At 59.3% G+C, this 23,161-nt stretch carries 19 protein-coding genes and 1 tRNA gene; 5 read left to right on the top strand and 15 right to left on the bottom strand.

From position 1 onward, the window contains the following. The 3 genes from queC (at position 1) to nadA (ending at position 2,142) form a co-directional block, all read left to right on the top strand. Complete coding sequence (gene queC, locus JFU11_RS10490) at positions 1-693, top strand: 7-cyano-7-deazaguanine synthase QueC (protein ID WP_201060571.1); 693 nt, start codon at positions 1-3, stop codon at positions 691-693. A gap of 63 nt (positions 694-756) precedes the next feature. Further along, a tRNA-Lys gene (locus JFU11_RS10495) sits at positions 757-832 on the top strand. Between the two features lie 251 nt (positions 833-1,083). Further along, complete coding sequence (nadA, locus tag JFU11_RS10500; protein WP_123719285.1) at positions 1,084-2,142, top strand: quinolinate synthase NadA; 1,059 nt, start codon at positions 1,084-1,086, stop codon at positions 2,140-2,142. 135 nt (positions 2,143-2,277) lie between these two features. Here nadA and JFU11_RS10505 read toward each other — a convergent pair whose 3' ends face one another. The 12 genes from JFU11_RS10505 to arcD (JFU11_RS10560) form a co-directional block, all read right to left on the bottom strand. Next, on the bottom strand, positions 2,278-2,766 hold the full coding sequence (locus tag JFU11_RS10505; protein WP_123719284.1) for an RDD family protein: 489 nt from the start codon (positions 2,764-2,766) through the stop codon (positions 2,278-2,280). A gap of 95 nt (positions 2,767-2,861) precedes the next feature. Then, positions 2,862-3,074: a cold shock domain-containing protein gene (locus JFU11_RS10510; protein ID WP_003175786.1), complete on the bottom strand. Its 213-nt coding sequence runs from the start codon at positions 3,072-3,074 to the stop codon at positions 2,862-2,864. A gap of 391 nt (positions 3,075-3,465) precedes the next feature. Continuing rightward, positions 3,466-4,590, bottom strand: coding sequence for a glycine cleavage system aminomethyltransferase GcvT (gcvT, locus tag JFU11_RS10515; protein ID WP_201060572.1), 1,125 nt, complete (start codon positions 4,588-4,590; stop codon positions 3,466-3,468). A 33-nt stretch (positions 4,591-4,623) separates the two neighbouring features. Next, on the bottom strand, positions 4,624-6,000 hold the full coding sequence (locus JFU11_RS10520; protein ID WP_123719282.1) for an L-serine ammonia-lyase: 1,377 nt from the start codon (positions 5,998-6,000) through the stop codon (positions 4,624-4,626). 202 nt (positions 6,001-6,202) lie between these two features. After that, positions 6,203-9,070, bottom strand: a complete 2,868-nt coding sequence (gcvP, locus tag JFU11_RS10525; protein ID WP_201060573.1) for an aminomethyl-transferring glycine dehydrogenase — start codon at positions 9,068-9,070, stop codon at positions 6,203-6,205. Positions 9,071-9,081: 11 nt separating this feature from the next. Next, positions 9,082-9,465, bottom strand: coding sequence for a glycine cleavage system protein GcvH (gene gcvH / locus JFU11_RS10530; RefSeq protein ID WP_007903329.1), 384 nt, complete (start codon positions 9,463-9,465; stop codon positions 9,082-9,084). A 471-nt stretch (positions 9,466-9,936) separates the two neighbouring features. Continuing rightward, positions 9,937-11,445: a sigma-54-dependent transcriptional regulator gene (locus JFU11_RS10535; protein ID WP_123719279.1), complete on the bottom strand. Its 1,509-nt coding sequence runs from the start codon at positions 11,443-11,445 to the stop codon at positions 9,937-9,939. Between the two features lie 216 nt (positions 11,446-11,661). Beyond that, positions 11,662-12,024 (bottom strand): DUF5064 family protein, encoded by a 363-nt coding sequence (locus JFU11_RS10540; protein WP_123719278.1) that lies wholly within the window; start codon positions 12,022-12,024, stop codon positions 11,662-11,664. A gap of 12 nt (positions 12,025-12,036) precedes the next feature. After that, positions 12,037-12,966, bottom strand: a complete 930-nt coding sequence (arcC, locus tag JFU11_RS10545) for a carbamate kinase (RefSeq protein ID WP_123719277.1) — start codon at positions 12,964-12,966, stop codon at positions 12,037-12,039. Positions 12,967-13,148: 182 nt separating this feature from the next. Next, positions 13,149-14,159, bottom strand: coding sequence for an ornithine carbamoyltransferase (locus tag JFU11_RS10550; RefSeq protein WP_008005440.1), 1,011 nt, complete (start codon positions 14,157-14,159; stop codon positions 13,149-13,151). A gap of 69 nt (positions 14,160-14,228) precedes the next feature. Next, positions 14,229-15,485 (bottom strand): arginine deiminase, encoded by a 1,257-nt coding sequence (arcA, locus tag JFU11_RS10555; protein WP_123719276.1) that lies wholly within the window; start codon positions 15,483-15,485, stop codon positions 14,229-14,231. Positions 15,486-15,522: 37 nt separating this feature from the next. Beyond that, the gene (gene arcD, locus JFU11_RS10560; protein ID WP_123719275.1) at positions 15,523-16,950 is read right to left on the bottom strand and encodes an arginine-ornithine antiporter; all 1,428 of its coding nucleotides are present in this window, start codon (positions 16,948-16,950) and stop codon (positions 15,523-15,525) included. 447 nt (positions 16,951-17,397) lie between these two features. Here arcD (JFU11_RS10560) and arcD (JFU11_RS10565) point away from each other — a divergent pair, with 447 nt between their 5' ends. Both arcD (JFU11_RS10565) and JFU11_RS10570 read left to right on the top strand, forming a co-directional pair. Next, the gene (gene arcD, locus JFU11_RS10565) at positions 17,398-18,825 is read left to right on the top strand and encodes an arginine-ornithine antiporter (RefSeq protein ID WP_123719274.1); all 1,428 of its coding nucleotides are present in this window, start codon (positions 17,398-17,400) and stop codon (positions 18,823-18,825) included. Further along, the gene (locus JFU11_RS10570; protein ID WP_201060574.1) at positions 18,822-19,685 is read left to right on the top strand and encodes a DNA-3-methyladenine glycosylase 2 family protein; all 864 of its coding nucleotides are present in this window, start codon (positions 18,822-18,824) and stop codon (positions 19,683-19,685) included. The genes arcD (JFU11_RS10565) and JFU11_RS10570 overlap by 4 nt, the downstream gene beginning before the upstream one ends. A 129-nt stretch (positions 19,686-19,814) precedes the next feature. Here the strand turns inward: JFU11_RS10570 and JFU11_RS10575 are convergent, their stop codons facing one another. From JFU11_RS10575 to gap, 3 genes are all read right to left on the bottom strand, one after another. Beyond that, positions 19,815-21,146, bottom strand: a complete 1,332-nt coding sequence (locus JFU11_RS10575; RefSeq protein ID WP_123719273.1) for a CoA transferase — start codon at positions 21,144-21,146, stop codon at positions 19,815-19,817. A gap of 218 nt (positions 21,147-21,364) precedes the next feature. Then, complete coding sequence (locus JFU11_RS10580; protein ID WP_007903352.1) at positions 21,365-21,829, bottom strand: methylglyoxal synthase; 465 nt, start codon at positions 21,827-21,829, stop codon at positions 21,365-21,367. Positions 21,830-22,016: 187 nt separating this feature from the next. Further along, the gene (gene gap / locus JFU11_RS10585) at positions 22,017-23,018 is read right to left on the bottom strand and encodes a type I glyceraldehyde-3-phosphate dehydrogenase (RefSeq protein ID WP_052967860.1); all 1,002 of its coding nucleotides are present in this window, start codon (positions 23,016-23,018) and stop codon (positions 22,017-22,019) included. Between the last annotated feature and the right edge of the window lie 143 nt (positions 23,019-23,161).

A 23,161-nucleotide genomic window follows, 5' to 3' on the forward strand; every position in this document is an offset into this window, starting at 1 on the left:
ATGACTGAACAAACGAACACTGCAGAAAAACGTGCGGTCATCTTGCTGTCCGGCGGCCTCGACTCCGCGACAGTCGTGGCCATGGCCCGTGCTGAAGGCTACCGCTGTTACACCATGAGCTTCGATTACGGTCAGCGGTCTCACGCCGAATTGCATGCCGCCGCACGCGTCGCCCAAGACCTGGGTGTGGTCGAGCACAAGGTGATCGGCCTGAACCTGAACGGTATCGGCGGCTCGGCCCTGACCGACACTAGCATCGATGTGCCGGAAACGCCGGGTGAAGGTATCCCGGTGACTTACGTGCCTGCGCGCAACACCGTGTTTCTGTCCCTGGCGCTGGGTTGGGCCGAAGTGCTGGGCGCACGTGACATCTTTATCGGTGTCAACGCGGTGGATTACTCCGGTTATCCGGATTGCCGTCCCGAGTTCATCGAAGCCTTCGAACGCATGGCCAACCTGGCGACCAAGGCTGGAGTAGAAGGGCAGGGCTTCCGTATCCAGGCGCCACTGCAGAACCTGAGCAAGGCGCAGATCGTTCAGGTCGGCGTGAAGCTTGGCGTCGATTACGGGCTGACCGTTTCCTGCTATCAGGCAGACGATAATGGCCGCGCCTGCGGTAAATGCGACAGCTGCCGCCTGCGTGCAGAAGGCTTCGCGGCGGCCGGTGTGACTGACCCAACACCTTATTTTTGATTTATTTCAAATTAGGTGTTGAATAGTCCTTAAAAATCAGTATTATACGCGCCACCACACAGCGGGTCGTTAGCTCAGTTGGTAGAGCAGTTGGCTTTTAACCAATTGGTCGTAGGTTCGAATCCCACACGACCCACCATTTTAAAAAATCTGGAAGGCCCACGTAAGTGAGGATTTCCGGGTTTTTTTTTGCCCGCGATTTGAGCTCGACTCAGTCCGGGTGATGCAGGTCAGAATCATCTTTTGCATCCACGGGATATTCTGTAGCCTTGCGCAGCTTCAACGCTATCCACGCCTGATGAATACTCACTCTCCCGGCGGTACCCCGAAGGGTCCGGAGCCGGGTGTATACTCGACTTTCGCGCGAAAGCGCCTGCAGGTCTTGCGAACATGACGCAGATTTCCGAACGCCTTCTGGTTCAAGCCCACCTCGACGCCAAGCAGCCCAAACCGCTGACGGCCGAGGAAGAGGCTTATTACCGTACTGCCATCGCTGCCGAGCTCAAGGCTCAGGACGCGGTGCTGGTTGCCCACTTCTATTGCGATCCGGTCATTCAGGCCCTGGCCGAAGAAACCGGTGGCTGCGTTTCCGACTCTCTGGAGATGGCCCGCTTCGGCAATGCCCATCCGGCCAAGACCGTGGTGGTCGCCGGTGTGAAGTTCATGGGCGAAACCGCAAAAATCCTCAACCCTGAAAAACGCATATTGATGCCGACCCTGGAAGCGACTTGCTCGCTGGACCTGGGTTGCCCGGTAGACGAGTTCTCGGCGTTCTGCGATCAGCATCCGGAGCGCACGGTGGTGGTGTATGCCAACACTTCGGCGGCGGTCAAGGCGCGGGCGGACTGGGTGGTGACTTCCAGCTGTGCGCTGGAAATCGTTGAAAGCCTGATGGATAACGGCGAAACCATCATCTGGGCCCCGGACAAGCACCTGGGTACTTACATCCAGCGCAAGACCGGTGCCGACATGCTGCTGTGGGACGGTGCTTGCATCGTCCACGAAGAGTTCAAGGCCAAGCAGCTCGAAGACATGAAGGCGCTGTACCCGGATGCGGCCATTCTGGTGCACCCGGAGTCGCCGACCGCAGTCATCGACTTGGCCGACGCGGTGGGTTCCACCAGTCAACTGATCGCTGCTGCGCAAAGTCTGCCAAACAAGACCCTGATCGTCGCGACCGACCGCGGCATCTTCTACAAGATGCAGCAGCTGTGCCCGGACAAGGTCTTTATCGAAGCGCCTACGGCCGGTAACGGCGCAGCGTGCCGCAGTTGCGCGCATTGCCCGTGGATGGCGATGAATACGCTTGAGCGCACGCTGAAGAGCTTGCGCGAGGGGACCAACGAGATCTTCGTTGATCCGGCGTTGATTCCGCAGGCGGTGCGGCCGTTGAAGCGGATGCTTGATTTCACGCAGGCGGCGCGGATGAAGTTGGCCGGCAACGCTTAAGAGCTCTCAGTTAAGTCGCAAAAACTGTGGGAGCGGGCTTGCTCGCGAAGAGGGCGTATCAGTCAACATTGATGTTGTCTGACACACCGATTTCGCGAGCAAGCCCGCTCCCACAGTGATTTCCATACGGCAAAATTACTTGGTCTTCTTCGGGATCCGCACCAACTGGGTGTTGGAATAGATGTCATGCCAGCTGCGCTTCTGCTTGTCGAACAGCGACCAGAAGAATCCCAGCCCAAGACATAGCCAGGACGCGATCGACACCACAAAGCGCAGCAGCGACTGCCACAGGCTGATGGATGAGCCATCGGCGTTTTGCACGCGGATGCCCCAGACCTGCATCCCCAGAGTCTGCCCCGACCAAGTCCAGAACTTGGCAAAAAAACCGAACAGCACGAACAACAGCACCGTCGATAACAGCGGATCACCATCCAGCGCGCCGGCGTCGGTCATGGCGCGCATTTGGCCTTCGCCGATGATCGCCATCTGGATCATCTTGTAAATGCCGCTGGTGACGATCAGCAGGGCGGTGCATAACAGAAAGTCGTAGAACATCGCTGCCAGGCGACGACCCAGGCCGACGGCGGGGAAGTCGCCCTGTGGGTTGAGCAGGTGTTTCGACATGGCAGCCTCTGAACGGAAAAAGAAGCCATTTTACGGATTTACGCGCACAAAAAAGCCCCTGATGTCAGCATCAGGGGCTTTTTCGTTACAGAAGATCAGGCTTCTGCTTGTACTTCGTCAGCCTGCATGCCTTTCTGGCCTTGCACAGCAACGAAAGTCACTTTCTGGCCTTCTTTCAGGCTCTTGAAGCCGTTGCCCTGAATAGCGCGGAAATGTACGAACAGATCCGGACCGCTTTCTGGAGTGATAAAACCAAAACCTTTCTCGTCGTTAAACCACTTGACGGTACCGCTCTGACGTTGGGACATTTCTTATTTCCTTTGACGCAAAAATGAATGACAGTCTCCTTCTCGTGAAAGAGTACTGGGGCTGGTTGCAGGAGAGTAAGAAGACGTCGAACGGGATGTAGCTAACTTGTAGGCTACTGCCCAGGTCACGATTCCAAGCGACCCATGCAAACACAGTGAACAAACTCTACGCCAACTACGGGAGAAAAAACAAGCCCTGCGAAGGCCCGGATTTCCTCGGGTTGTGACAATCAAGGGAGACACTAACGCAGGCTTATTCGATAGAGTGGTTCAGTTGTTTTCGATCGTTATAAGTAACGTTCATAAACGAAACGTACGCACTGTTTTATGGCGGCTGCGTTACAGATTAGTGCACTCTTAACGCAGCCGCGTTACTTATAGAAACAGTCAATCAACCACGATAGTAGCGTTGTGGAACAAATGGCATTTTGCTTACAAGCAAAGGCACCTTTTTCCCACGAACAATTGCCCAAACTGGCGTATCCAGACCGATGTAAGCGCTGTCGAGGTAACCCATGGCCAAAGGACCGCCAAGGGTCGGACCAAAACCGCCGCTGCACACGCTGCCGATGATGTCGCCGGCTTCGTTGACGATTTCCGCACCTTCGCGCACTGGCGTACGTTCCTGCGGCAGCAGGCCAACGCGTTTGCGGCTGATACCAGTTTGCTGCTGGGCGAACACCGTTTCAGCACCGGGGAAACCACCGGCCCGCGCGCCATCGGCGCGACGAGGCTTGGAGATGGCCCACAGCAGGCTCGCTTCGATTGGGGTGGTTTCGGTGTTCATGTCGTGGCCGTAGAGGCACAGGCCGGCTTCCAGGCGCAGGGAGTCGCGAGCGCCGAGGCCGATAGCCGCCACTTCCGGTTCGGCCAGCAGGGAGCGAGCGAGGGCTTCGGCATTGGTCGCTGGTACGGAGATTTCGAAACCGTCTTCGCCGGTGTAGCCCGAACGGCTGACAAAGCAGTCCACGCCCAACAGCTTCACGCGGGCGAATTGCATGAAGGTCATCTTCGCAACTTCAGGCGCCAGGCGTGCGAGCACGGTGACGGCGGCCGGACCTTGCAACGCGAGCAACGCGCGCTCTTCGAACAGTGGCTCGATGGTGCACTGGTCGCCGATGTGCTTGCGCAGGTGCGCCAGGTCCTGATCCTTGCAGGCCGCGTTGACCACCAGGAACAGTTCGTTGTTACCCAGATTGGCGACCATCAGGTCGTCGAGGATGCCGCCGGTCTCGTTGGTGAACATCGCGTAGCGCTGCATGCCCACCGGCAGGTCGATGATGTCCACCGGCACCAGGGTTTCCAGGGCTTTGGCCGCGTTGGCGCCGGTCAGGCGGATCTGGCCCATGTGCGACACATCGAACAGCCCGGCTTGATCACGGGTGTGCTGGTGTTCTTTCATCACGCCCAACGGGTATTGCACCGGCATGTCATAGCCGGCAAACGGCACCATGCGGGCGCCTAGTTCGAGGTGCAGTGCGTGCAACGGGGTTTTCAACAATTGTTCGGTGGACATATCCAGCTCCTGAAAATAGTGCAGATGCGCGCATCAGCACTCGATAATGTTGACCGCCAAACCGCCACGGGCGGTTTCCTTGTATTTGCTTTTCATGTCGGCGCCGGTCTGGCGCATGGTGCGGATGACTTTGTCGAGGGAGACGAAGTGCTGACCGTCGCCGCGCAGGGCCATACGCACCGCATTGATGGCCTTGACCGAACCCATGGCGTTGCGCTCGATGCAAGGCACTTGCACCAGCCCGCCGATCGGGTCGCACGTCAGGCCGAGGTTGTGTTCCATGCCGATTTCGGCAGCGTTTTCCACCTGCTGCACCGTGCCGCCCAGCACTTCACACAAGGCGCCGGCGGCCATGGAACAGGCGACGCCAACCTCGCCCTGACAGCCGACTTCGGCGCCGGAGATCGAGGCGTTTTCCTTGTACAGAATGCCGATCGCGGCGGCCGTCAGCAGAAAGCGCACGACGCCATCTTCGTTGGCCCCGGGGATGAAGCGCATGTAGTAATGCAGCACCGCCGGGATGATTCCGGCTGCACCATTGGTGGGTGCGGTAACCACGCGCCCACCGTTAGCGTTTTCTTCGTTGACCGCCAGGGCGTACAGGTTGACCCAGTCCAGCACCGACAGCGGATCGCGCAGCGAGGATTCCGGGTTGTTGCACAATTGCCGATGCAGCGCCGCGGCCCGACGTTTGACCTTCAGTCCACCAGGAAGGATGCCTTCATTGCGGCAACCAGCGGTGACGCAGTCCTGCATCACTTGCCAGATCTTCAGCAAACCGGCACGGGTTTCCGCTTCGGGGCGCCAGGCACTTTCGTTGGTCAGCATCACCTGACTGATTGATAAACCATAGGTGGTGCAATGACCGAGCAGGTCCTTGGCGCTTTTGAACGGGAAGGTCAGCGGCGTGGCGTCTTCGACGATGCGGTCGGCACCGGCGGCGTCTTCATCGACGACAAAACCACCACCGACCGAGTAGTACTCGCGGCTGCGGATTTGTAGGCCAGCAGCATCGAATGCGCGAAAAATCATGCCATTGGGGTGATAGGCCAACGGTTTGCGAATCATCGCCAGGTGTTCTTTCTCGTTGAACGCAATGCTGTGTTCGCCGAGCAGGTTCAAGCGACCGCTGCCGCGAATCTCTTGCAGGCGAGCGGCGACGGTTTCGGTGTCCACGGTGTCCGGGTGTTCGCCTTCCAGGCCCAGCAACACAGCCTTGTCGCTGCCGTGGCCTTTGCCGGTGGCGCCGAGCGAGCCGTAGAGCTCGACTTTGACGCAGGTGGTTGCGGCCAGCAGCCCTTCACGGCGCAGACCTTCGGCGAAACGCGCAGCGGCACGCATCGGGCCGACGGTGTGGGAGCTGGAGGGGCCGATGCCAATCTTGAACAGGTCGAACACGCTTAACGACATGGTTGTTCTCCGGTTTCTTGTTATAGGAATTGGCGAAAATTTTTTGACTAAATACGATCCTGTGGGAGCTGGCTTGCCTGCGATGGCGGTGGGTCAGTCAGCCTCTCAGTTGGCTGATCTACCGCCATCGCAGGCAAGCCAGCTCCCACAGGGTTTTGTGGTGTTCTTGAAAAGGGGGGCGAGCAAACCCGCCCCCTATAGATCAAGCGTAGCTTTCGATCGACGGGCAGGCGCAGACCAGGTTGCGATCGCCGAAGACGTTGTCGACGCGACCGACCGGTGGCCAGTACTTGCCTTCGATCAGCGACGCAACCGGATACACCGCTTGCTCGCGGCTGTACGGGTGAGTCCACTCGCCGACGATTTCCGCGGCGGTGTGCGGTGCGTTTTTCAGCGGGTTGTCATCCTTGTCCAGCGTGCCGTTTTCCACCGCGCGGATTTCTTCGCGGATGCGGATCATGGCATCGCAGAAGCGGTCCAGTTCTTCCTTGGATTCGCTTTCGGTCGGCTCGATCATCAACGTGCCGGCCACCGGGAACGACATGGTCGGGGCGTGGAAGCCGAAGTCGATCAGGCGCTTGGCGACGTCATCGACACTGATGCCGCTGCTGTCTTTCAACGGACGCAGATCGAGGATGCATTCGTGCGCCACCAGACCATTGCTGCCGGTGTACAACACTGGGTAATGCTCTTCGAGGCGACGGGAAATGTAGTTGGCATTCAGGATCGCCAGTTGCGAAGCACGCTTGAGACCCGCGCCACCCATCATTCGAATGTACATCCAAGTGATCGGCAGAATGCTCGCGCTGCCGAACGGTGCCGCGCAGACTGCGCCTTCTTTGCGTTCCATCTGGGCGTGGCCCGGCAGGAACGGCGTCAGGTGCGACTTGACGCCAATCGGGCCGACGCCCGGGCCGCCACCGCCGTGGGGAATGCAGAAGGTTTTGTGCAGATTCAGGTGGGATACATCGCCGCCGAACTTGCCCGGTGCGCAGAGGCCGACCATGGCGTTCATGTTGGCGCCGTCGATGTACACCTGGCCGCCGTTGTCGTGAATGATGCCGCAGATTTCGCGGATGCCTTCTTCGAACACGCCGTGGGTCGACGGGTAGGTAATCATCAGCGCAGCGAGGTGTTCGCGGTGCTCGATGGCCTTGGCGCGCAGGTCTTCGATGTCGACGTTGCCGCGGGCATCGCAGGCGGTCACGACCACACGCATGCCAGCCATGTTGGCGGTGGCCGGGTTGGTGCCGTGGGCGGACGAGGGGATCAGGCAGATGTCGCGACGGTCTTCGCCACGGCTCTGGTGGTACGCACGAATCGCCAGCAGGCCAGCGTATTCACCTTGGGAACCGGCGTTCGGTTGCAGGGAGATCGAGTCGTAGCCGGTGGCGGCGCAGAGCATCGCTTCCAGTTCATCGGTCAGCTGCTGATATCCGGCGCTTTGCTCGGCCGGGGCGAACGGGTGCAGGGCACCGAACTCAGCCCAGGTCACCGGGATCATTTCGCTGGCGGCGTTGAGTTTCATGGTGCAGGAACCCAGCGGGATCATGGTGCGATCCAGGGCCAGGTCCTTGTCGGCGAGCTTGCGCAGGTAGCGCATCAGCTCGGTTTCGGAGTGATAACGGTTGAACACCGGGTGGCTGAGGATCGGCGATTGGCGAACCAGCGCGGCCGGGAGGGTGCTGTCGACCGAGGCGGCGAGGGCGGCGAAGTCTGGCAGCGTCTTGCCGTCGGCCAGCACGCTCCACAGGGTTTCAACGTCGGCCTGGCTGGTGGTTTCGTCGAGGGACAGACCCAGACGCTCGCCATCCACAACACGCAGGTTGATCTTCTGAGCACGAGCCTTGTCGTGCAACGCCGCAGTTTGCGCGCCGGTCTTGACCGTCAGCGTGTCGAAGAAGTTGGCTTGCTCGACGGTCAGGCCCAATGCGCTCAAGCCTTTGGCGAGGATCGCGGTCAGGTGATGAATGCGCTTGGCGATCTGCGTCAGGCCTTTCGGGCCGTGGTACACGGCGTACATGCTGGCGATGTTGGCCAGCAGCACTTGGGCGGTGCAGATGTTGCTGGTGGCTTTCTCGCGGCGGATATGTTGCTCGCGGGTCTGCATGGCCAGGCGCAGGGCCGGCTTGCCGAAACGGTCCACGGAAACGCCGACCAGACGGCCTGGCATGTCGCGCTTGAACGCATCGCGGGTGGAGAAGTAGGCCGCGTGCGGACCACCGAAGCCCAGCGGCACGCCGAAGCGTTGCGCGCTGCCGATGGCCACATCAGCACCGAACTCGCCCGGCGGGGTCAGCACGGTCAGGGCCAGCAGGTCTGCGGCCACCGCGACCAGCGCATTAGCCGCGTGGAAACGCTCGGTCAGTTCGCGGTAGTCGAACACATCACCGTTGCTAGCCGGGTATTGCAGCAGCGCGCCGAAGAACGGTGTCACGTCAGTCAATTCGCGTTCGTCACCGACCACTACATCGATGCCCAACGGCTCGGCACGAGTGCGCAAAACGTCAAGGGTTTGCGGGTGGCAATGAACCGACGCGAAGAACGCGTGGCTGCCTTTGTTCTTGCTCAGGCGTTTGCAGAAGGTCATGGCTTCGGCAGCGGCGGTGGCTTCGTCGAGCAGCGAGGCGTTGGCGATCGGCAGGCCGGTCAGGTCGCTGATCAGGGTCTGGAAGTTCAGCAGCGCTTCGAGACGGCCTTGGGAAATTTCTGGTTGGTACGGGGTGTAAGCGGTGTACCAGGCCGGGTTTTCCAGCAGGTTGCGCAGGATCGGCGACGGCGTGTGAGTGCCGTAGTAGCCCTGGCCGATGAAGGTCTTGAACAGCTGGTTTTTGCCGGCGATGGATTTGATCAGCGCCAGGGCATCGGCTTCACTCAGGCCGTCTTCCAGGCCGAGGATGCTGGTGCCTTTGATGCTGTCGGGAATGACGCTGGCGCTGAGGGCTTCCAGGGAGTCAAAGCCCAGGCTGTTGAGCATGGCTTGCTCGTCGCCCGAACGCGGGCCGATGTGGCGCGCGATGAATTCGTTGGCGGTGCTGACATTTACAGAAACAGGAAGTACTTGAGTCATGTCGGCGCTCCTCAGGCTTCAGCGTTGGCTTTGATCAGACGGTCGTAAGCGTCTTGATCCAGCAGTTGGCCGACAGCCGAGGCGTCGGTTGGCTTGAAGCGGAAGAACCAGCCTTCGCCCAGCGGATCTTCGTTGACCAGTTCAGGGCTGCTGTCCAGCGCCGGGTTCACTTCCAGCACTTCGCCGTCGAGTGGCATGTACACGCCGCTGGCGGCTTTTACCGATTCCACGGTGGCGGCTTCAGCGCCTTTGTCGTAGGACTGCAGCTCAGGCAGTTGTACGAAAACCACGTCGCCCAGGGCGTTCTGCGCGAAAGCGGTAATGCCGACTGTGACGGTGCCGTCAGCTTCGGTGCGCAGCCATTCGTGATCTTCAGTAAAACGCAACTCGCTCATGGAAACTCCTAAGGGGGCCAGACTCGTCTGGTGGACGCGATTGAATGCTTGGGCAAAAAGCCCTTCTTTATAGGTGGTTACTAAGCAAAAACGCGGCCAATGTTTTTTATTCGTTATAAATCAATGAGTTATTTGTTCTTGCTAAAAACTGAAAAGGACTGACTGTAGCGAAATCGCTACAGCACAGGCTGAAGAAAAAAGCTGAGGTGGATCAAAGCCTTGCACAGCGGTCTTCAGGAGAGGTTGTAGCGATATCGTTCCACTGTAGCGCTTTCAGTACAGATGGAGGTCGCTTTTACACAGGTTAGAAACCCTTGAATTGAAATCCGACCCGTAGGAGCTGCCGAAGGCTGCGATCTTGTCCCAGGCGCTACAAAGCTAAAGTCAAAAGATCGCAGCCTTCGGCAGCTCCTACATGGATAAGTGCACGGCCCGATACAAGGGTAAGCATGCGACCGAAGGCAGGGGCATTCAGGGCTTATTGGGTATGCCGTACTTACGCAACCGATGGGCAATCGCGGTGTGGGAGGTTTGCAGGCGGCTGGCCAGTTGGCGGGTCGAGGGGTAGCTGACGTAGAGCTTTTCCAGCAGGGTTTTCTCGAACTCTTCCATGGCCTGTTCAAGGCTGTCGACCTCGCTGTCGCTCTGGCGCGCCACGGAGGTGCCGGCGATATCGAGATCGCCGATGTCCACCAGGCTGCTTTCGCAAATCGCCGCGGCACGGAAGATCACGTTCTGCAGTTGCCGCACATTACCCGGCCAGCGATTGCCTAGCAGCGCCGGATAAGTGCCCGGCGCCAGGCGACAGACCGGGCGCTGGATCTGCGCGCAGGCCTGCTGCATGAAGTAGCGCGCCAGCAGCAGGATGTCCTGGCCGCGTTCGCGCAGGGGCGGGACTTCGACATTCAGGACGTTGAGGCGATAGAACAGGTCTTCGCGGAAGGTGCCTTCGCTGACCATTTTTTCCAGATCGCGGTGGGTCGCGCTGAGGATCCGCACGTTGACCTTCACCTCGCGATCGCCACCGACCCGACGGAAGCTGCCGTCGTTGAGAAAGCGCAGTAATTTCGCCTGCAAGTACGGCGACATTTCACCGATCTCGTCGAGAAATACCGTGCCCTGGTTGGCCAGTTCCATCAGCCCCGGTTTGCCGCCCCGTTGCGCGCCGGTGAAGGCGCCGGGGGCGTAGCCGAACAGTTCGCTTTCGGCGAGGTTTTCCGGCAGTGCCGCGCAGTTCAAGGCCAGGAACGGCGAACTGTGGCGGGCGCTGATGGCGTGGCAGGCGCGGGCCACCAGTTCTTTACCGGTGCCGGTTTCGCCCTGGATCAGCAACGGTGCATCAAGGGCTGCGACCCGTTGAGCGCGAGCCTTGAGCGTACGGATCGCCGGGGATTCGCCGAGCAGGGCATCGAAACCTTCGGCGTGATCGTGGTGCAGCGCCGAAAGACGTTCACCGATGCGGTTCGGTTGGTACAGGGTCAGCAGCGCGCCGGCGTCGGTGATCGGCGTGGCGTCCAGCAGCAGGGTCTGGCCGTTGACGGTGATCTCGCGCAGCGGCAGGCGGAAGCCGTTTTCCAGCAACGTGTCGAGCAGTGCCGGATCGGCAAACAGCTCGCTGATGCTTTCACCCGCCGGTTCACGACCGTACAGGGTAATCAGCGCCGGGTTGGCCAGCAGCACCTTGCCAGCGCTGTCGAGGGCCAATACCGGGTCGGTCATGGCGGCGAGCAACGCATCGAGCTGCAAGTGACGGCGCTGGCCGGGAAGGATGTCGACCACCGTCACCGCTTGCACGCCGCGCACGCTGAACAGCGCGTCGCGCAGCTCCTCGAGCACTGCCGGGCTCAATGTCGGGGCGTCGATGTAGACGTTGGGCGGCACCATTTCCACCGCATCCAGATTGAGATTGCGCCCACCGAGCAGGGCCAGGACTTCCTGGGTGATGCCGACGCGGTCGATGAAGCTGACGTGGATACGCATGGGGCGGTTGGGTTCTGGAGTGCGGAGGGTGGCAAGTATGCCTTGGGGCGGGCCAATGGTGAAATCCTGCGCAGGACTTCAGGGCAACGATGATCCCCTGTGGGAGCGGGCTTGCCCGCGATAGCGGTGTGTCAGACAACATAGATGTTGAATGTTAAACCGCAATCGCGGGCAAGCCCGCTACCACAGGTACAGCGTTCATCCAGGGGAATAGGGTTATTCGAAGTTCTCGAGGTTTACCGGGTCGCCGGATTTCATATCCAACTGCTTCCGGATGTCTTCAAACATTAAATCGTAATGCTTGTGAATCGAGCCGATCTGACTGTGTGTCTTCGGGATTCCGTACTTCTCGGCGATTTTCGTCACGTTGTTGGCGAAGTTGTAAGCCTCCTCCTTGGGTAGAAAGAAGGTCTCCGACATGTCCTTTCCCTGCATGCTGCCGTGCATGGTGAACAGTATTCCTTTGCCTTTCTTGGGATCCTGTGTGACCTCATAGTCGAGGTGCACGTTGTAGTTGACATCATCCGGGGTCAGCGCGTGGCGCTCGATGTGCAGATGACCGGGCTCGAACATTGCCATTGGCGTCTCTCCTTACAAGTAAGTTATGCCAGGTGTCGCCGTGCTGATACGCGTACCGGCCTTGCCCTGGACGATCGCTTCGATGTCCGAGAGTGAACCGATCACCGCGGTTTTTCCAGTATGGCGGGCGAACTCGCAGGCTGCCTGGACCTTTGGTCCCATGGAACCGGCCGCGAAGCCGAGTTTTTCCATGTCATCCGGGTGGGCCTGGGCGATGGCTTTCTGGGTGGGTTTACCGAAGTCGATGAACGCCGCGTTGACGTCGGTGGCGATCACCAATAGATCGCTTTCAAGCTGTTCGGCCAGCAGCGCCGAGCACAGGTCTTTGTCGATCACCGCTTCCACACCCTGCAGTTTGCCGCTGGCGTCGTACATCGTCGGGATGCCCCCGCCACCGGCGCAGATCACGATGCTGCCTTTTTCCAGCAGCCACTTGATCGGGCGGATTTCGAAGATGCGTTTCGGTCTCGGGCTGGCCACCACACGGCGGAATTTGTCGCCGTCCGGAGCAATCGCCCAGCCTTTCTCGGCGGCGAGTTTCTCCGCTTCGGCCTTGGTATAGACCGGGCCGATGGGTTTGCTGGGCTTCTGGAACGCCGGATCGTTGGGGTCGACTTCGACCTGGGTCAACAGGGTGGCGAACGGGACTTCGAAGTCCAGCAGGTTGCCCAGTTCCTGTTCGATGATGTAGCCGATCATGCCTTCGGTTTCGGCACCGAGCACGTCCAGCGGGTAAGCGGAAACCTGGGTGTAGGCCGCCGCTTGCAGCGACAGCAGGCCGACCTGCGGACCATTGCCGTGAGCGATCACCAGTTGGTTGCCGGGATGGACCTTGGCGATCTGTTCGGTGGCGATCCGGATGTTGATGCGCTGGTTGTCCGCGGTCATGGGTTCACCCCGGCGGAGCAGGGCGTTACCGCCCAAAGCAACGACGATACGCATAATGCAGTCCTTCTAAATAGAGGTTGCGGGCGATTCGGCCCCGGTTGGAACTCGGTCAATGTGGGAGCTGGCTTGCCTGCGATGCTATCGCCTCGGTCTGTCAGATACACCGAGGTGATGCCATCGCAGGCAAGCCAGCTCCCACAGGGGCTTTGTTCCTGCAGGAGGAACCGGATCGGTCCTTAGATATCCGCCAGCGCCGACACCAGGATCGCCTTGATGGTGTGCATGCGGTTTTCCGCTTGCTCGAAGGCGATGTTGGCCGGCGACTCGAAGACTTCTTCAGTCACTTCAACCCCGTTGGCCAGGTGTGGATAGCGCGCGGCGATGTCTTTGCCGACCTTGGTTTCGCTGTTGTGGAACGCCGGCAGGCAGTGCATGAATTTCACGCGCGGGTTGCCCGAGGCCTTCATCATGTCGGCGTTGACCTGGTACGGCAGCAGTTGCTCGATGCGCTCGTCCCACGCCTCCACCGGCTCGCCCATCGATACCCAGATGTCGGTGTGGATGAAGTCCACGCCCTTGACCGCTTCTTTCGGGTCTTCGGTGATGGTGATGCGCGCGCCGCTTTCCTCTGCGAAGGCTTTGCACTGATCGATGAAGTCCTGATGTGGCCACAGCGCTTTCGGTGCGGCGATGCGCACGTCCATGCCGAGTTTGGCGCCGATCATCAACAGCGAATTGCCCATGTTGTAGCGGGCATCGCCGAGGTAGGCGTAGCTGATGTCGTGCAGCGGCTTGTCGCTGTGTTCACGCATGGTCAGGGTGTCGGCGATCATTTGCGTCGGGTGGAATTCAGCGGTCAAACCGTTGAATACCGGCACGCCGGCGAACTTCGCCAGCTCTTCGACGATTTCCTGTTCGAAGCCGCGGTACTCGATGGCGTCGAACATGCGCCCCAGCACGCGGGCGGTGTCTTTCATGCTTTCCTTGTGGCCGATCTGTGACGACACCGGGTCGATGTAGGTGACGTGGGCGCCCTGGTCATGGGCCGCGACTTCGAAGGCGCACCGGGTGCGGGTCGAGGTTTTTTCGAAGATCAGCGCGATGTTTTTGCCTTGCAGGTGTGGACGCTCGGTGCCGGTGTACTTGGCGCGTTTGAGGTCACGGGACAGGTCCAGCAGGTAGTTCAGCTCGCGAGTGGTGTGGTGCATCAAACTCAGCAGGCTGCGGTTACGCATATTAAAAGCCATGATGGGATCTCCTTTGGTATCGGTTATCCCCCGGGCCGCGCTGGATAAGCGGCGGCCAGGGTTTGAAAGTTAATAGTCGATAGGGTCGCGAATGATCGGGCAGGTCATGCAGTGGCCGCCGCCACGCCCGCGACCGAGTTCACCGGCGCTGATGGTGATGACCTCGATGCCAGCCTTGCGCAGCAGGGTGTTGGTGTAGGTGTTGCGGTCGTAGCCGATCACCACACCTGGTTCCACCGCCACCACGTTGTTGCCGTCGTCCCATTGCTCGCGTTCGGCGGCGAAGCTGTTGCCGCCGGTTTCGACGACGCGCAGCGCTTTCAGGTTGAGGGCCTTGGCCACGGTGTCGAGGAAGCTGGTTTCTTCGCGGCGGATATCGACGCCGCCCGGTTTGCTTTCATCAGGGCGCACGCTGAAGGCGACGATCTGGTTCACCACTTCCGGGAAAATGGTCACGAGGTCGCGGTCGCAGAAGCTGAACACGGTGTCCAGGTGCATCGCTGCGCGGGACTTCGGCAGGCCGGCGACAATCACACGTTCGACAGCCTTATTCTTGAACAGGTTGACCGCCAATTGGCCAATAGCCTGACGGGACGAACGCTCGCCCATGCCGATCAACACCACGCCGTTGCCGATCGGCATCACGTCGCCGCCCTCAAGGGTGGCGCTGCCATGGTCCTGATCCGGATCGCCGTACCAGATCTGGAAGTCGGCGTTGGTGAACTGCGGGTGGAATTTGTAGATGGCCGTGGTCAGCAGGGTTTCCTGACGCCGTGCCGGCCAGTACATCGGGTTCAACGTCACGCCGCCGTAGATCCAGCACGTGGTGTCGCGGGTGAACTGGGTGTTGGGCAGCGGCGGCAGAATGAAGCTGGAGTGACCGAGAAATTCGCGGAACATCTGAATGGTCTTGCCGCCGAAGCTGTCCGGCAGGTCATCGGCGGAGACGCCGCCAATCAGGAATTCGGCAATCTTTCTCGGCTCCAGGCTACGCAGCCAGGAACCTGTTTCGTTGACCAGCCCCAGGCCCACCGAGTTGGCGGTGATCTTGCGTTCCAGAATCCAGTCCAGCGCTTCTGGAATCGCAACGATATCGGTCAGCAGGTTGTGCATTTCCAGCACGTCGACGTTGCGCTCGCGCATTTTGGTGACGAAGTCGAAATGGTCACGCTTGGCTTGAGCAACCCACAGCACATCGTCGAAAAGCAGTTCATCACAGTTGTTCGGGGTCAGCCGCTGGTGGGCCAGGCCGGGGGAGCAAACCATGACTTTGCGCAGTTTGCCGGCTTCGGAATGGACGCCGTACTTAACTTTTTCGGTGGTCATTACAGTGATCCTCCAGATGACAAATGAGAGTCGGGTGTTACAGAGTCAGGAAGCCGTCATACAGCCCGTAAGCTGCCACCAGGGCGCCCACGACTACGGCGGCGAAAATCAGCTTCTCGACGTTGGTGAAAACCGGTTTGTTGACTTCAAGTTTGGCCTTGGCGAACAGGATCACGCCGGGCGCATAGAGCAGGGCGGAGAGCAGCAGGTATTTGACGCCGCCGGCATAGATCAGCCAGACCGCGTAAATCAACGCGACGGCGCCGATGAACAGGTCTTTCCTGCGCTCGGCTATAGCGTTTTCATAACTTTCGCCGCGTACCGCCAGCAGCAGCGCGTAAGCCGCCGACCACAGGTACGGCACCAGAATCATTGAGGTGGCGAGGTAGATCAGCGACAGATAAGTGCTGGCCGAGAACAGCGTGACGATCAGGAACAACTGGACCATGGCGTTGGTCAGCCACAAGGCGTTGGCCGGTACATGGTTGGCGTTTTCCTTGCGCAGGAAGGCCGGCATGGTGTGGTCCTTGGCGGCAGCGAACATGATCTCTGCACACAGCAACACCCACGACAGCAGCGCACCGAGCAACGAGATGATCAGGCCGACGCTGATCAGCACCGCGCCCCAATGACCGACCACATGTTCCAGCACCGCGGCCATGGACGGGTTCTGCAGTTTGGCCAATTCCGGTTGGGTCATGATGCCCAGCGACAGCACGTTCACCAGCACCAGGAACAGCAGCACGGTGATGAAACCGATGACGGTGGCTTTACCGACGTCGCTGCGTTTTTCCGCACGGGCCGAGAAAATGCTTGCGCCTTCGATGCCGATGAACACCCAGACGGTGACCAGCATCATCTTGCGCACCTGGTTCATCACGCTGCCCAGGTCAGGGTTTTTCAGGCCCCAGATGTCGGCGGTGAAGATGTCCAGTTTGAACGCGAACACCGCGATCAGCACGAACAGCAGCAACGGTACGACCTTGGCGACGGTGGTCACAAGGTTGATGAACGCCGCTTCCTTGATGCCCCGCAGCACGAGGAAATGTACGCCCCAGAGCAGCACAGACGCGCCGATCACGGCAGCAACCGTGTTGCCTTCGCCGAAGATCGGAAAGAAGTAACCGAGGGTGCTGAACAACAGAACGAAGTAACCAACGTTACCCAGCCAGGCACTGATCCAGTAACCCCAGGCGGACGAGAAGCCCATGTAGTCGCCGAAACCGGCCTTGGCGTAGGCGTAAACACCGCCGTCCAGATCAGGTTTTCGATTAGCGAGGGTCTGGAAAACGAAGGCCAGGGTCAACATGCCCACTGCGGTAATTGCCCAACCGATAAGAACGGCACCGACGTCTGCACTGGCGGCCATGTTCTGGGGCAAAGAGAAGATCCCGCCACCAATCATTGAACCGACAACCAATGCAACCAGGGCGCCGAGTTTCAGTTTTCCGGGGGATTCAGACATTGCATGACTCCAGTGCAGGAGAAGAGAGAAAACAGGTTAGTTTTGTTCGCTGTTCAATCATCTGACTTAGATCAATGCATGGTCACATTCCATTGTTAAGTAAAGACTTATGGGTCTTTGGCAGGCATAAGGCTAATGCCCGGAAAGCCCTGTGCAGAGGTCTCGGATAAAAGTGAAAGAAATAAAGCGTATCAGTTGAGGTTTAGACGCTAGTTTGTTTTTTTGTTTTGGCAAGTATTGGTCATTGGGTTTTGCAGTGATATTGATTTATTAGAATCTACCGACAAAACCGCTATTTCCTGATGGTTGCAATAGCGTGATCAGTTATAAATAAAGACAAAGGTTGGCGTTAATTGATAAACGTTATTACGCTTTATCTATTTAGTTAAAAACCGACTATGTGACGGTCTCGAAGCCATAGCGCGGCAGGAAAATGGAGATGCACGAATGTCGCAACCGACGCAAAAGCTTCGCCTGAGTGCGCTGATCGCTTTGGTGGTGGGATCGATGATTGGCGGCGGGATATTTTCCTTACCGCAAAACATGGCGGCGCGTGCCGATGCCGGGGCGATATTGATTGGTTGGGCGATCACTGCCGTGGGCATGCTGACCCTGGCCTTCGTCTTTCAGACCCTGGCCAATCGCAAGCCGGAACTGGACTCCGGGGTATATGCCTACGCCAAGGCAGGTTTTGGCGATTACATGGGTTTTTCCTCCGCTTGGGGATACTGGATCAGCGCCTGGCTGGGCAACGTCGGTTATTTCGTATTGCTGTTCAGTACGCTCGGTTATTTTTTTCCGGTGTTTGGCCAAGGCAACACGCCGATCGCCATCGGCTGCGCGTCGGTGCTGCTGTGGGCGGTACATTTTCTGGTGCTGCGCGGAATCAAGGAAGCGGCGTTCATCAATCAACTGACTACCGTGGCCAAGATCGTGCCGCTGATCATGTTCATCGTCATCGCCGCCGTGGCCTTCAAGGCGGACATCTTCACCCGCGACATCTGGGGTCGCAGCAACCCGAATTTCGGCGGGGTGATGGACCAGGTGCGCAACATGATGCTGGTCACCGTATTCGTGTTCATCGGCATCGAAGGCGCCAGTGTGTATTCGGCGAGGGCGGAGAAACGTTCGGACGTGGGCCGGGCGACGGTCATCGGTTTTATCGGTGTGTTGGCCCTGCTGGTGCTGGTGAACGTGTTATCCCTCGGGATCATGAGCCAACCGGAATTGGCCACGTTGCAGAACCCGTCGCTGGCGGCGGTGCTGGAACACGTGGTCGGTCATTGGGGCGCGGTGCTGATCAGCGTCGGCCTGGCGGTTTCGCTGCTGGGGGCCTTATTGTCGTGGGCGCTGCTGTGCGCCGAAATCCTTTTCGCCACGGCCAGGGACAAAACCATGCCGGCATTTCTGCAAAAGGAAAACGCCAACCATGTGCCAGTCAACGCGCTGTGGCTGACCAATGTGATGATCCAGATTTTTCTGCTGATCACGCTGTTTTCCGCCGGTACCTACACCAGCCTGATTTACCTCGCCTCGTCGATGATTCTGGTGCCGTATCTGTGGTCGGCGGCGTATGCGGTGTTGTTGAGCGGGCGAGGGGAAACCTATGAGCATGCGTCGGCCGAGCGCACGAAAGACTTGCTGATCGGCGGCATTGCCCTGTGTTACGCGGTTTGGTTGTTGTACGCCGGCGGGGTGAAATACCTGCTGCTCTCGGCCTTGTTGTATGCGCCGGGGGTGATTCTTTTTGCCCAGGCCAAGCGGGAACAGGGCGAGTCTTTGTTTACCCATATCGAGAAGGGGATTTTCAGCTGTGTGGTTGCCGGAGCGGGGTTGGCGGCCTATGGGTTGTATAGCGGATTGTTGTCGTTGTGAGGTTGCTGCTGGCGTATCAACCGCCATATGACTGGTCGGCGATGCTCGGCTTCTTGTCGGCGCGGGCGGTGTTGGGGATGGAAACGGTGGTCGATGGGGTGTACTCGCGCAGCATCGCATTGAACGGTGTTCACGGTGTGATTTCGGTCAGGCCAGGGGCGGGCGATGCGCTGGAAGTGACGCTGGATTTTCCCGATTCAGCGGCAGTACCGGAGATTGTCGCGCGGCTACGGCGGATGTTTGATCTGGATGCGAATTTGCCAGCCATTCATCGACAACTGACGGTTGATCCGTTGATGGCGCGCTTGATTGCCGCACGTCCGGGGCTGCGAGTGCCCGGGGCTTGGGATGGGCTGGAGTTGGCCATTCGTGCGGTGTTGGGGCAGCAGATTAGCGTGGTCGCGGCGATCAAGTTGGCGGGGAAACTGGTGGTGCAATATGGGCAGCCATTGCAGTCGCCGATGCCGGGGTTGAGTCATGTGTTTCCTGACGCTGCCACGTTGGCGGCAGCGGATCTGGCAACGTTGGGGATGCCGAAAAGTCGCGGTCGGACCTTGTCCGGCGTGGCTCAGGCGTTGCTGGATGATCCTCTGTTGTTTGAACCGGAACGGGAAGGCGGTGTGGCGCGGTTGCTGGCGTTGCACGGGATTGGTGACTGGACGGCGCAGTACATTGCCTTGCGGCAGTTGCGGGAAATGGATGCGTTTCCGAGTGGGGATGTGGGGTTGATCAATTCGCTGGCGGCGCTGGAAGGTGGCGCGTTGACGGCTCGGGAGTTGTGGGTGAGGGCCGAGGCTTGGCGGCCCTATCGCGGGTATGCGGCGCAGGTGCTTTGGACATCGCTGAGCCGACCGGATTGAGCTGAGCTGAGATGTGTAGTGATTTTCCGGGCCTCTTCGCGGGCAAGCCCGCTCCCACAGTGACCGAGTTTCCTTGGAGGAATGTGATCGCCTGTGGGAGCGGGCTTGCTCGCGAAGGGGCCCGAACAGTCACCACCACTGCGCGCGATGGGAACCCAATTCCCCGGCCGGCAGTGCCCACTGCAACGGTGTCCCGGTGATTTTCAGCGGCACCTGCAACCGATGGGCCGGCCCCCAAGGTGTCTGCTCAACCAACATCCCTTGATCGCTTTGATCCTCAGCCCGCAACGCCTCATCGGTCCCCGCGCCATGTTCAATCAGCAACTTGGCGGTCCGCGCCAACGACAACCTGGCCGACCCGCCACGTCCCAATAACTTGATCGCCGCAGCTGCCATCAAATACCCGGTGGCGTGATCAAGCGCCTGCACCGGCAGCGGTGTCGGCTGGTTTGCTTTCTTCCACTGCATCCCTGCTTCGGCAATCCCGCTGCTCATCTGTACCAAACTGTCGAACCCTCGACGGTTCTGCCAGGGGCCGCTCCAACCGTAGGCGTTGAGGCACACATCAATCAGGCCCGGCGCCAGTTTTTGACGCACGGCGACGCCGTAGCCCAACCTTTCCAATGCATCGGCGCGGTAGCCATGAAGCAAGATATCGGCGTCCTTGAGCAGGCTTTCGAACACCGCGCGATCAGTCTTGTCGTGCAGGTCCAAGCGTGCGCAGCGTTTGCCCAAAGTGACTTCCGGCACCACGCCCGGTTCGTTCCAGGTCGGTGGGTCGATGCGCAAAACATCGGCGCCGAGGCCCGCGAGAAAACGACTGGCGATGGGGCCCGCGAGCACGCGCGTGAGGTCCAGCACCTTGACCCCGGCCAGCGGTTGAGCCACTGAACCCTGCCACGGTTTTGGGTTTTTGCTGTCGTCGGCGGTGAACTGAATCAGCGGTTCGGCATTCACAGCCTGACCTTGGGGGTGGGTCTGCCATTGCTTCCAAGTGCGCATTTCGGCCGCGCAACCACCGGCATCAACTACGGCCTGTTCCAGATCGCTTTTGGCCCATTGAGCTACCTTGCTCGCCATTGCGGCGCGGTCGGCACAGGCGCCGAGCACGCTTTCAGCGGCGACACGATGATGAGGCGCGTTAGTGTGCAAGCGAACCCAGCCGTCCTTGGTCGCATAGTCACCGGCAACCGGGTCCCATAACGGCGGGACGCTCCAGCCCTCGGGGCGGATCGACGTTGTGAACCAGAACGACGCCAGGCGCCGGTCGACTTCAAGGGTAGGCAAACGGCCGGTGTGTTGTTGCAGCAGTTCACTGACAGCCTGACCGGCAGCGGCAATGCTCGCGCAGGCAAGGTCGGTGACGGCAAACGCCGAGGGCAGGGCGCCGCTCGAGGTGAACGGGATTGGGGTGTGCGGCAAGCCGAGTGCGGCTTGAATGGACGTGAGTAAATCAGTCATCGAAGGCCCTCCGGAACGAGAGCCCGAGCATAGATCAAAATACCGCTCGATTAGATGAAAACGCCGGTTGCCGGCCGAATACCCGACCCTGTGGGAGCTGGCTTGCCTGCGATGGCGGTGTATCAGCCAACAGAGATTCGGCTGACACACCGCCATCGCAGGCAAGCCAGCTCCCACAAGGATTTGTGATTGTTGCTAAACCCGGAACTGGTCACGCTTCATCCACGACCCAGCAGATAGGTCGCGTAATCCGGGATGCGGTGTTCGTGAGCCTGATCCATCAACGGGCTGCTGAGGAGGTAATCGGCGCTGCATTCGTTGCAGGCCACCGGGATGTTCCACACTGCCGCGACCCGCAGCAGCGCCTTGATGTCCGGGTCGTGGGGTTGCGGTTCGAACGGATCCCAGAAGAACACCAGCATATCGACCCGCTGCTCGGCGATTCGCGCGCCCAGTTGTTGGTCGCCGCCCAGCGGACCGCTGATCATGCTTTCCACCGGCAGGTCGAGGCGTTGTTGTAACAACAACCCCGTCGTGCCGGTGGCGACCAGTTCATGTTGCGCGAGCTTGTCTTTCTGCCGCTCGGCCCAATCCAGCAAAAATACTTTGCAGTGGTCGTGGGCAACCAGGGCGATACGCTTGCGCGCTGCCAGGGTTTTTTGCGTAAAACTGATACCGATCATCGCTTGCTTCTCCAGACGAGAATGCGCCTGCGAAAACGCATTTTTCGGCGTTGCCAATACCCGTAGGAGCTGCCGAAGGCTGCGATCTTTTGATCCTGATTTTCAGCGGTCCGGAGAAGATCAAGATTAAAAGATCGCAGCCTGCGGCAGCTCCTACAGGTCCGCGTCGACGCAGGTGTCGAGCTGTTTATTCTGCGTTGCAGAGCGCCAGGCAGTTATCGAGCATGCGGTTGGAGAAGCCCCATTCGTTGTCGTACCAAGCCAGCACTTTGAGCAGCTTGCCGCTGGACTTGGTGTGGTTGGCGTCGAAAATCGAGGACAGCGGGTTGTGGTTGAAGTCGCTGGAAACCAGCGGCAGGGTGTTGTAACCGAGAATCTTCGAGTGCAGGCTGGCTTGTTTGAGCATCGCGTTGACTTCATCGGCCGATGCTTCACGCTTGAGCTGCACGGTCAGGTCCACCAGCGACACGTTGATCACTGGAACACGCACCGCCATGCCGGTCAGTTTGCCCGCCAGTTCCGGCAGCACCAGGCCTACCGCTTCAGCGGCGCCGGTCTTGCTCGGGATCATGTTCTGGGTGGCGGAACGGGCGCGGTACGGGTCGGTGTGGTAGACGTCGGTGAGGTTCTGGTCGTTGGTATAGGCATGGATAGTGGTCATCAGACCGCTTTCGATGCCCAACTCGCGGTGCAGCACCTGAGCCACCGGGGCCAGGCAGTTGGTGGTGCACGAAGCGTTGGAAATGATCTGGTGCGATTGGCGCAGAATGTCGTGGTTAACCCCATAAACCACAGTGGCGTCGGCGCCTTTGGCCGGGGCCGAGATAATCACTTTGCGCGCGCCGGCCGTAATATGCGCGGCGGCTTTGGCACGGTCGGTGAACAGACCGGTGCACTCGAACACGACGTCGACCTTTTCCGCGGCCCAAGGCAATTCGGCCGGGTTGCGAATGGCGCTGACCGAAATACGGTCGCCGTTGACGGTCAGGCTTTCCTGATCGTGCTGGACATCGGCATCGAATGTGCCGTGAACAGTGTCGTACTTGAGCAGATGGGCATTCATCGAGCTGTCGCCCAGGTCGTTGATCGCTACGATCTGCAGATCCTGACGATAACCTTGGGTATACAGTGCCCGCAGGACATTACGGCCGATACGGCCAAAACCATTGATTGCGATTCGAAGAGTCATTTACAGCGCCGCCGTCGTTTTGTTGTTGGAATTACAAGATTATTCGCAAAAAAATAGAAAACAAGCCTTTTTAGTGGCAATATTTTGTTTTATCTACAACGAGTGACCTGAATCAACTGGTCCGAATGATCAAGAAAACCGTC

It is taken from the genome of Pseudomonas sp. TH37, assembly GCF_016650735.1.
Lineage (GTDB): Bacteria > Pseudomonadota > Gammaproteobacteria > Pseudomonadales > Pseudomonadaceae > Aquipseudomonas > Aquipseudomonas farris.

What these genes read in the sequence shown, in the direction of transcription:
- JFU11_RS10520 (WP_123719282.1), bottom strand. Translation starts at nt 6,000, where the DNA reads ATGTCGTTAAGCGTGTTCGACCTGTTCAAGATTGGCATCGGCCCCTCC.
- JFU11_RS10535 (WP_123719279.1), bottom strand. Translation starts at nt 11,445, where the DNA reads ATGCGTATCCACGTCAGCTTCATCGACCGCGTCGGCATCACCCAGGAA.
- queC (WP_201060571.1), top strand. Translation starts at nt 1, where the DNA reads ATGACTGAACAAACGAACACTGCAGAAAAACGTGCGGTCATCTTGCTG.
- JFU11_RS10575 (WP_123719273.1), bottom strand. Translation starts at nt 21,146, where the DNA reads ATGACTGATTTACTCACGTCCATTCAAGCCGCACTCGGCTTGCCGCAC.
- arcC (WP_123719277.1), bottom strand. Translation starts at nt 12,966, where the DNA reads ATGCGTATCGTCGTTGCTTTGGGCGGTAACGCCCTGCTCCGCCGGGGT.
- gcvT (WP_201060572.1), bottom strand. Translation starts at nt 4,590, where the DNA reads ATGTCCACCGAACAATTGTTGAAAACCCCGTTGCACGCACTGCACCTC.
- JFU11_RS10550 (WP_008005440.1), bottom strand. Translation starts at nt 14,159, where the DNA reads ATGGCTTTTAATATGCGTAACCGCAGCCTGCTGAGTTTGATGCACCAC.
- nadA (WP_123719285.1), top strand. Translation starts at nt 1,084, where the DNA reads ATGACGCAGATTTCCGAACGCCTTCTGGTTCAAGCCCACCTCGACGCC.
- arcA (WP_123719276.1), bottom strand. Translation starts at nt 15,485, where the DNA reads ATGACCACCGAAAAAGTTAAGTACGGCGTCCATTCCGAAGCCGGCAAA.
- JFU11_RS10505 (WP_123719284.1), bottom strand. Translation starts at nt 2,766, where the DNA reads ATGTCGAAACACCTGCTCAACCCACAGGGCGACTTCCCCGCCGTCGGC.
- gcvP (WP_201060573.1), bottom strand. Translation starts at nt 9,070, where the DNA reads ATGACTCAAGTACTTCCTGTTTCTGTAAATGTCAGCACCGCCAACGAA.
- arcD (WP_123719275.1), bottom strand. Translation starts at nt 16,950, where the DNA reads ATGTCTGAATCCCCCGGAAAACTGAAACTCGGCGCCCTGGTTGCATTG.
- JFU11_RS10540 (WP_123719278.1), bottom strand. Translation starts at nt 12,024, where the DNA reads ATGGCAATGTTCGAGCCCGGTCATCTGCACATCGAGCGCCACGCGCTG.
- gcvH (WP_007903329.1), bottom strand. Translation starts at nt 9,465, where the DNA reads ATGAGCGAGTTGCGTTTTACTGAAGATCACGAATGGCTGCGCACCGAA.
- gap (WP_052967860.1), bottom strand. Translation starts at nt 23,018, where the DNA reads ATGACTCTTCGAATCGCAATCAATGGTTTTGGCCGTATCGGCCGTAAT.
- JFU11_RS10510 (WP_003175786.1), bottom strand. Translation starts at nt 3,074, where the DNA reads ATGTCCCAACGTCAGAGCGGTACCGTCAAGTGGTTTAACGACGAGAAA.
- JFU11_RS10580 (WP_007903352.1), bottom strand. Translation starts at nt 21,829, where the DNA reads ATGATCGGTATCAGTTTTACGCAAAAAACCCTGGCAGCGCGCAAGCGT.
- arcD (WP_123719274.1), top strand. Translation starts at nt 17,398, where the DNA reads ATGTCGCAACCGACGCAAAAGCTTCGCCTGAGTGCGCTGATCGCTTTG.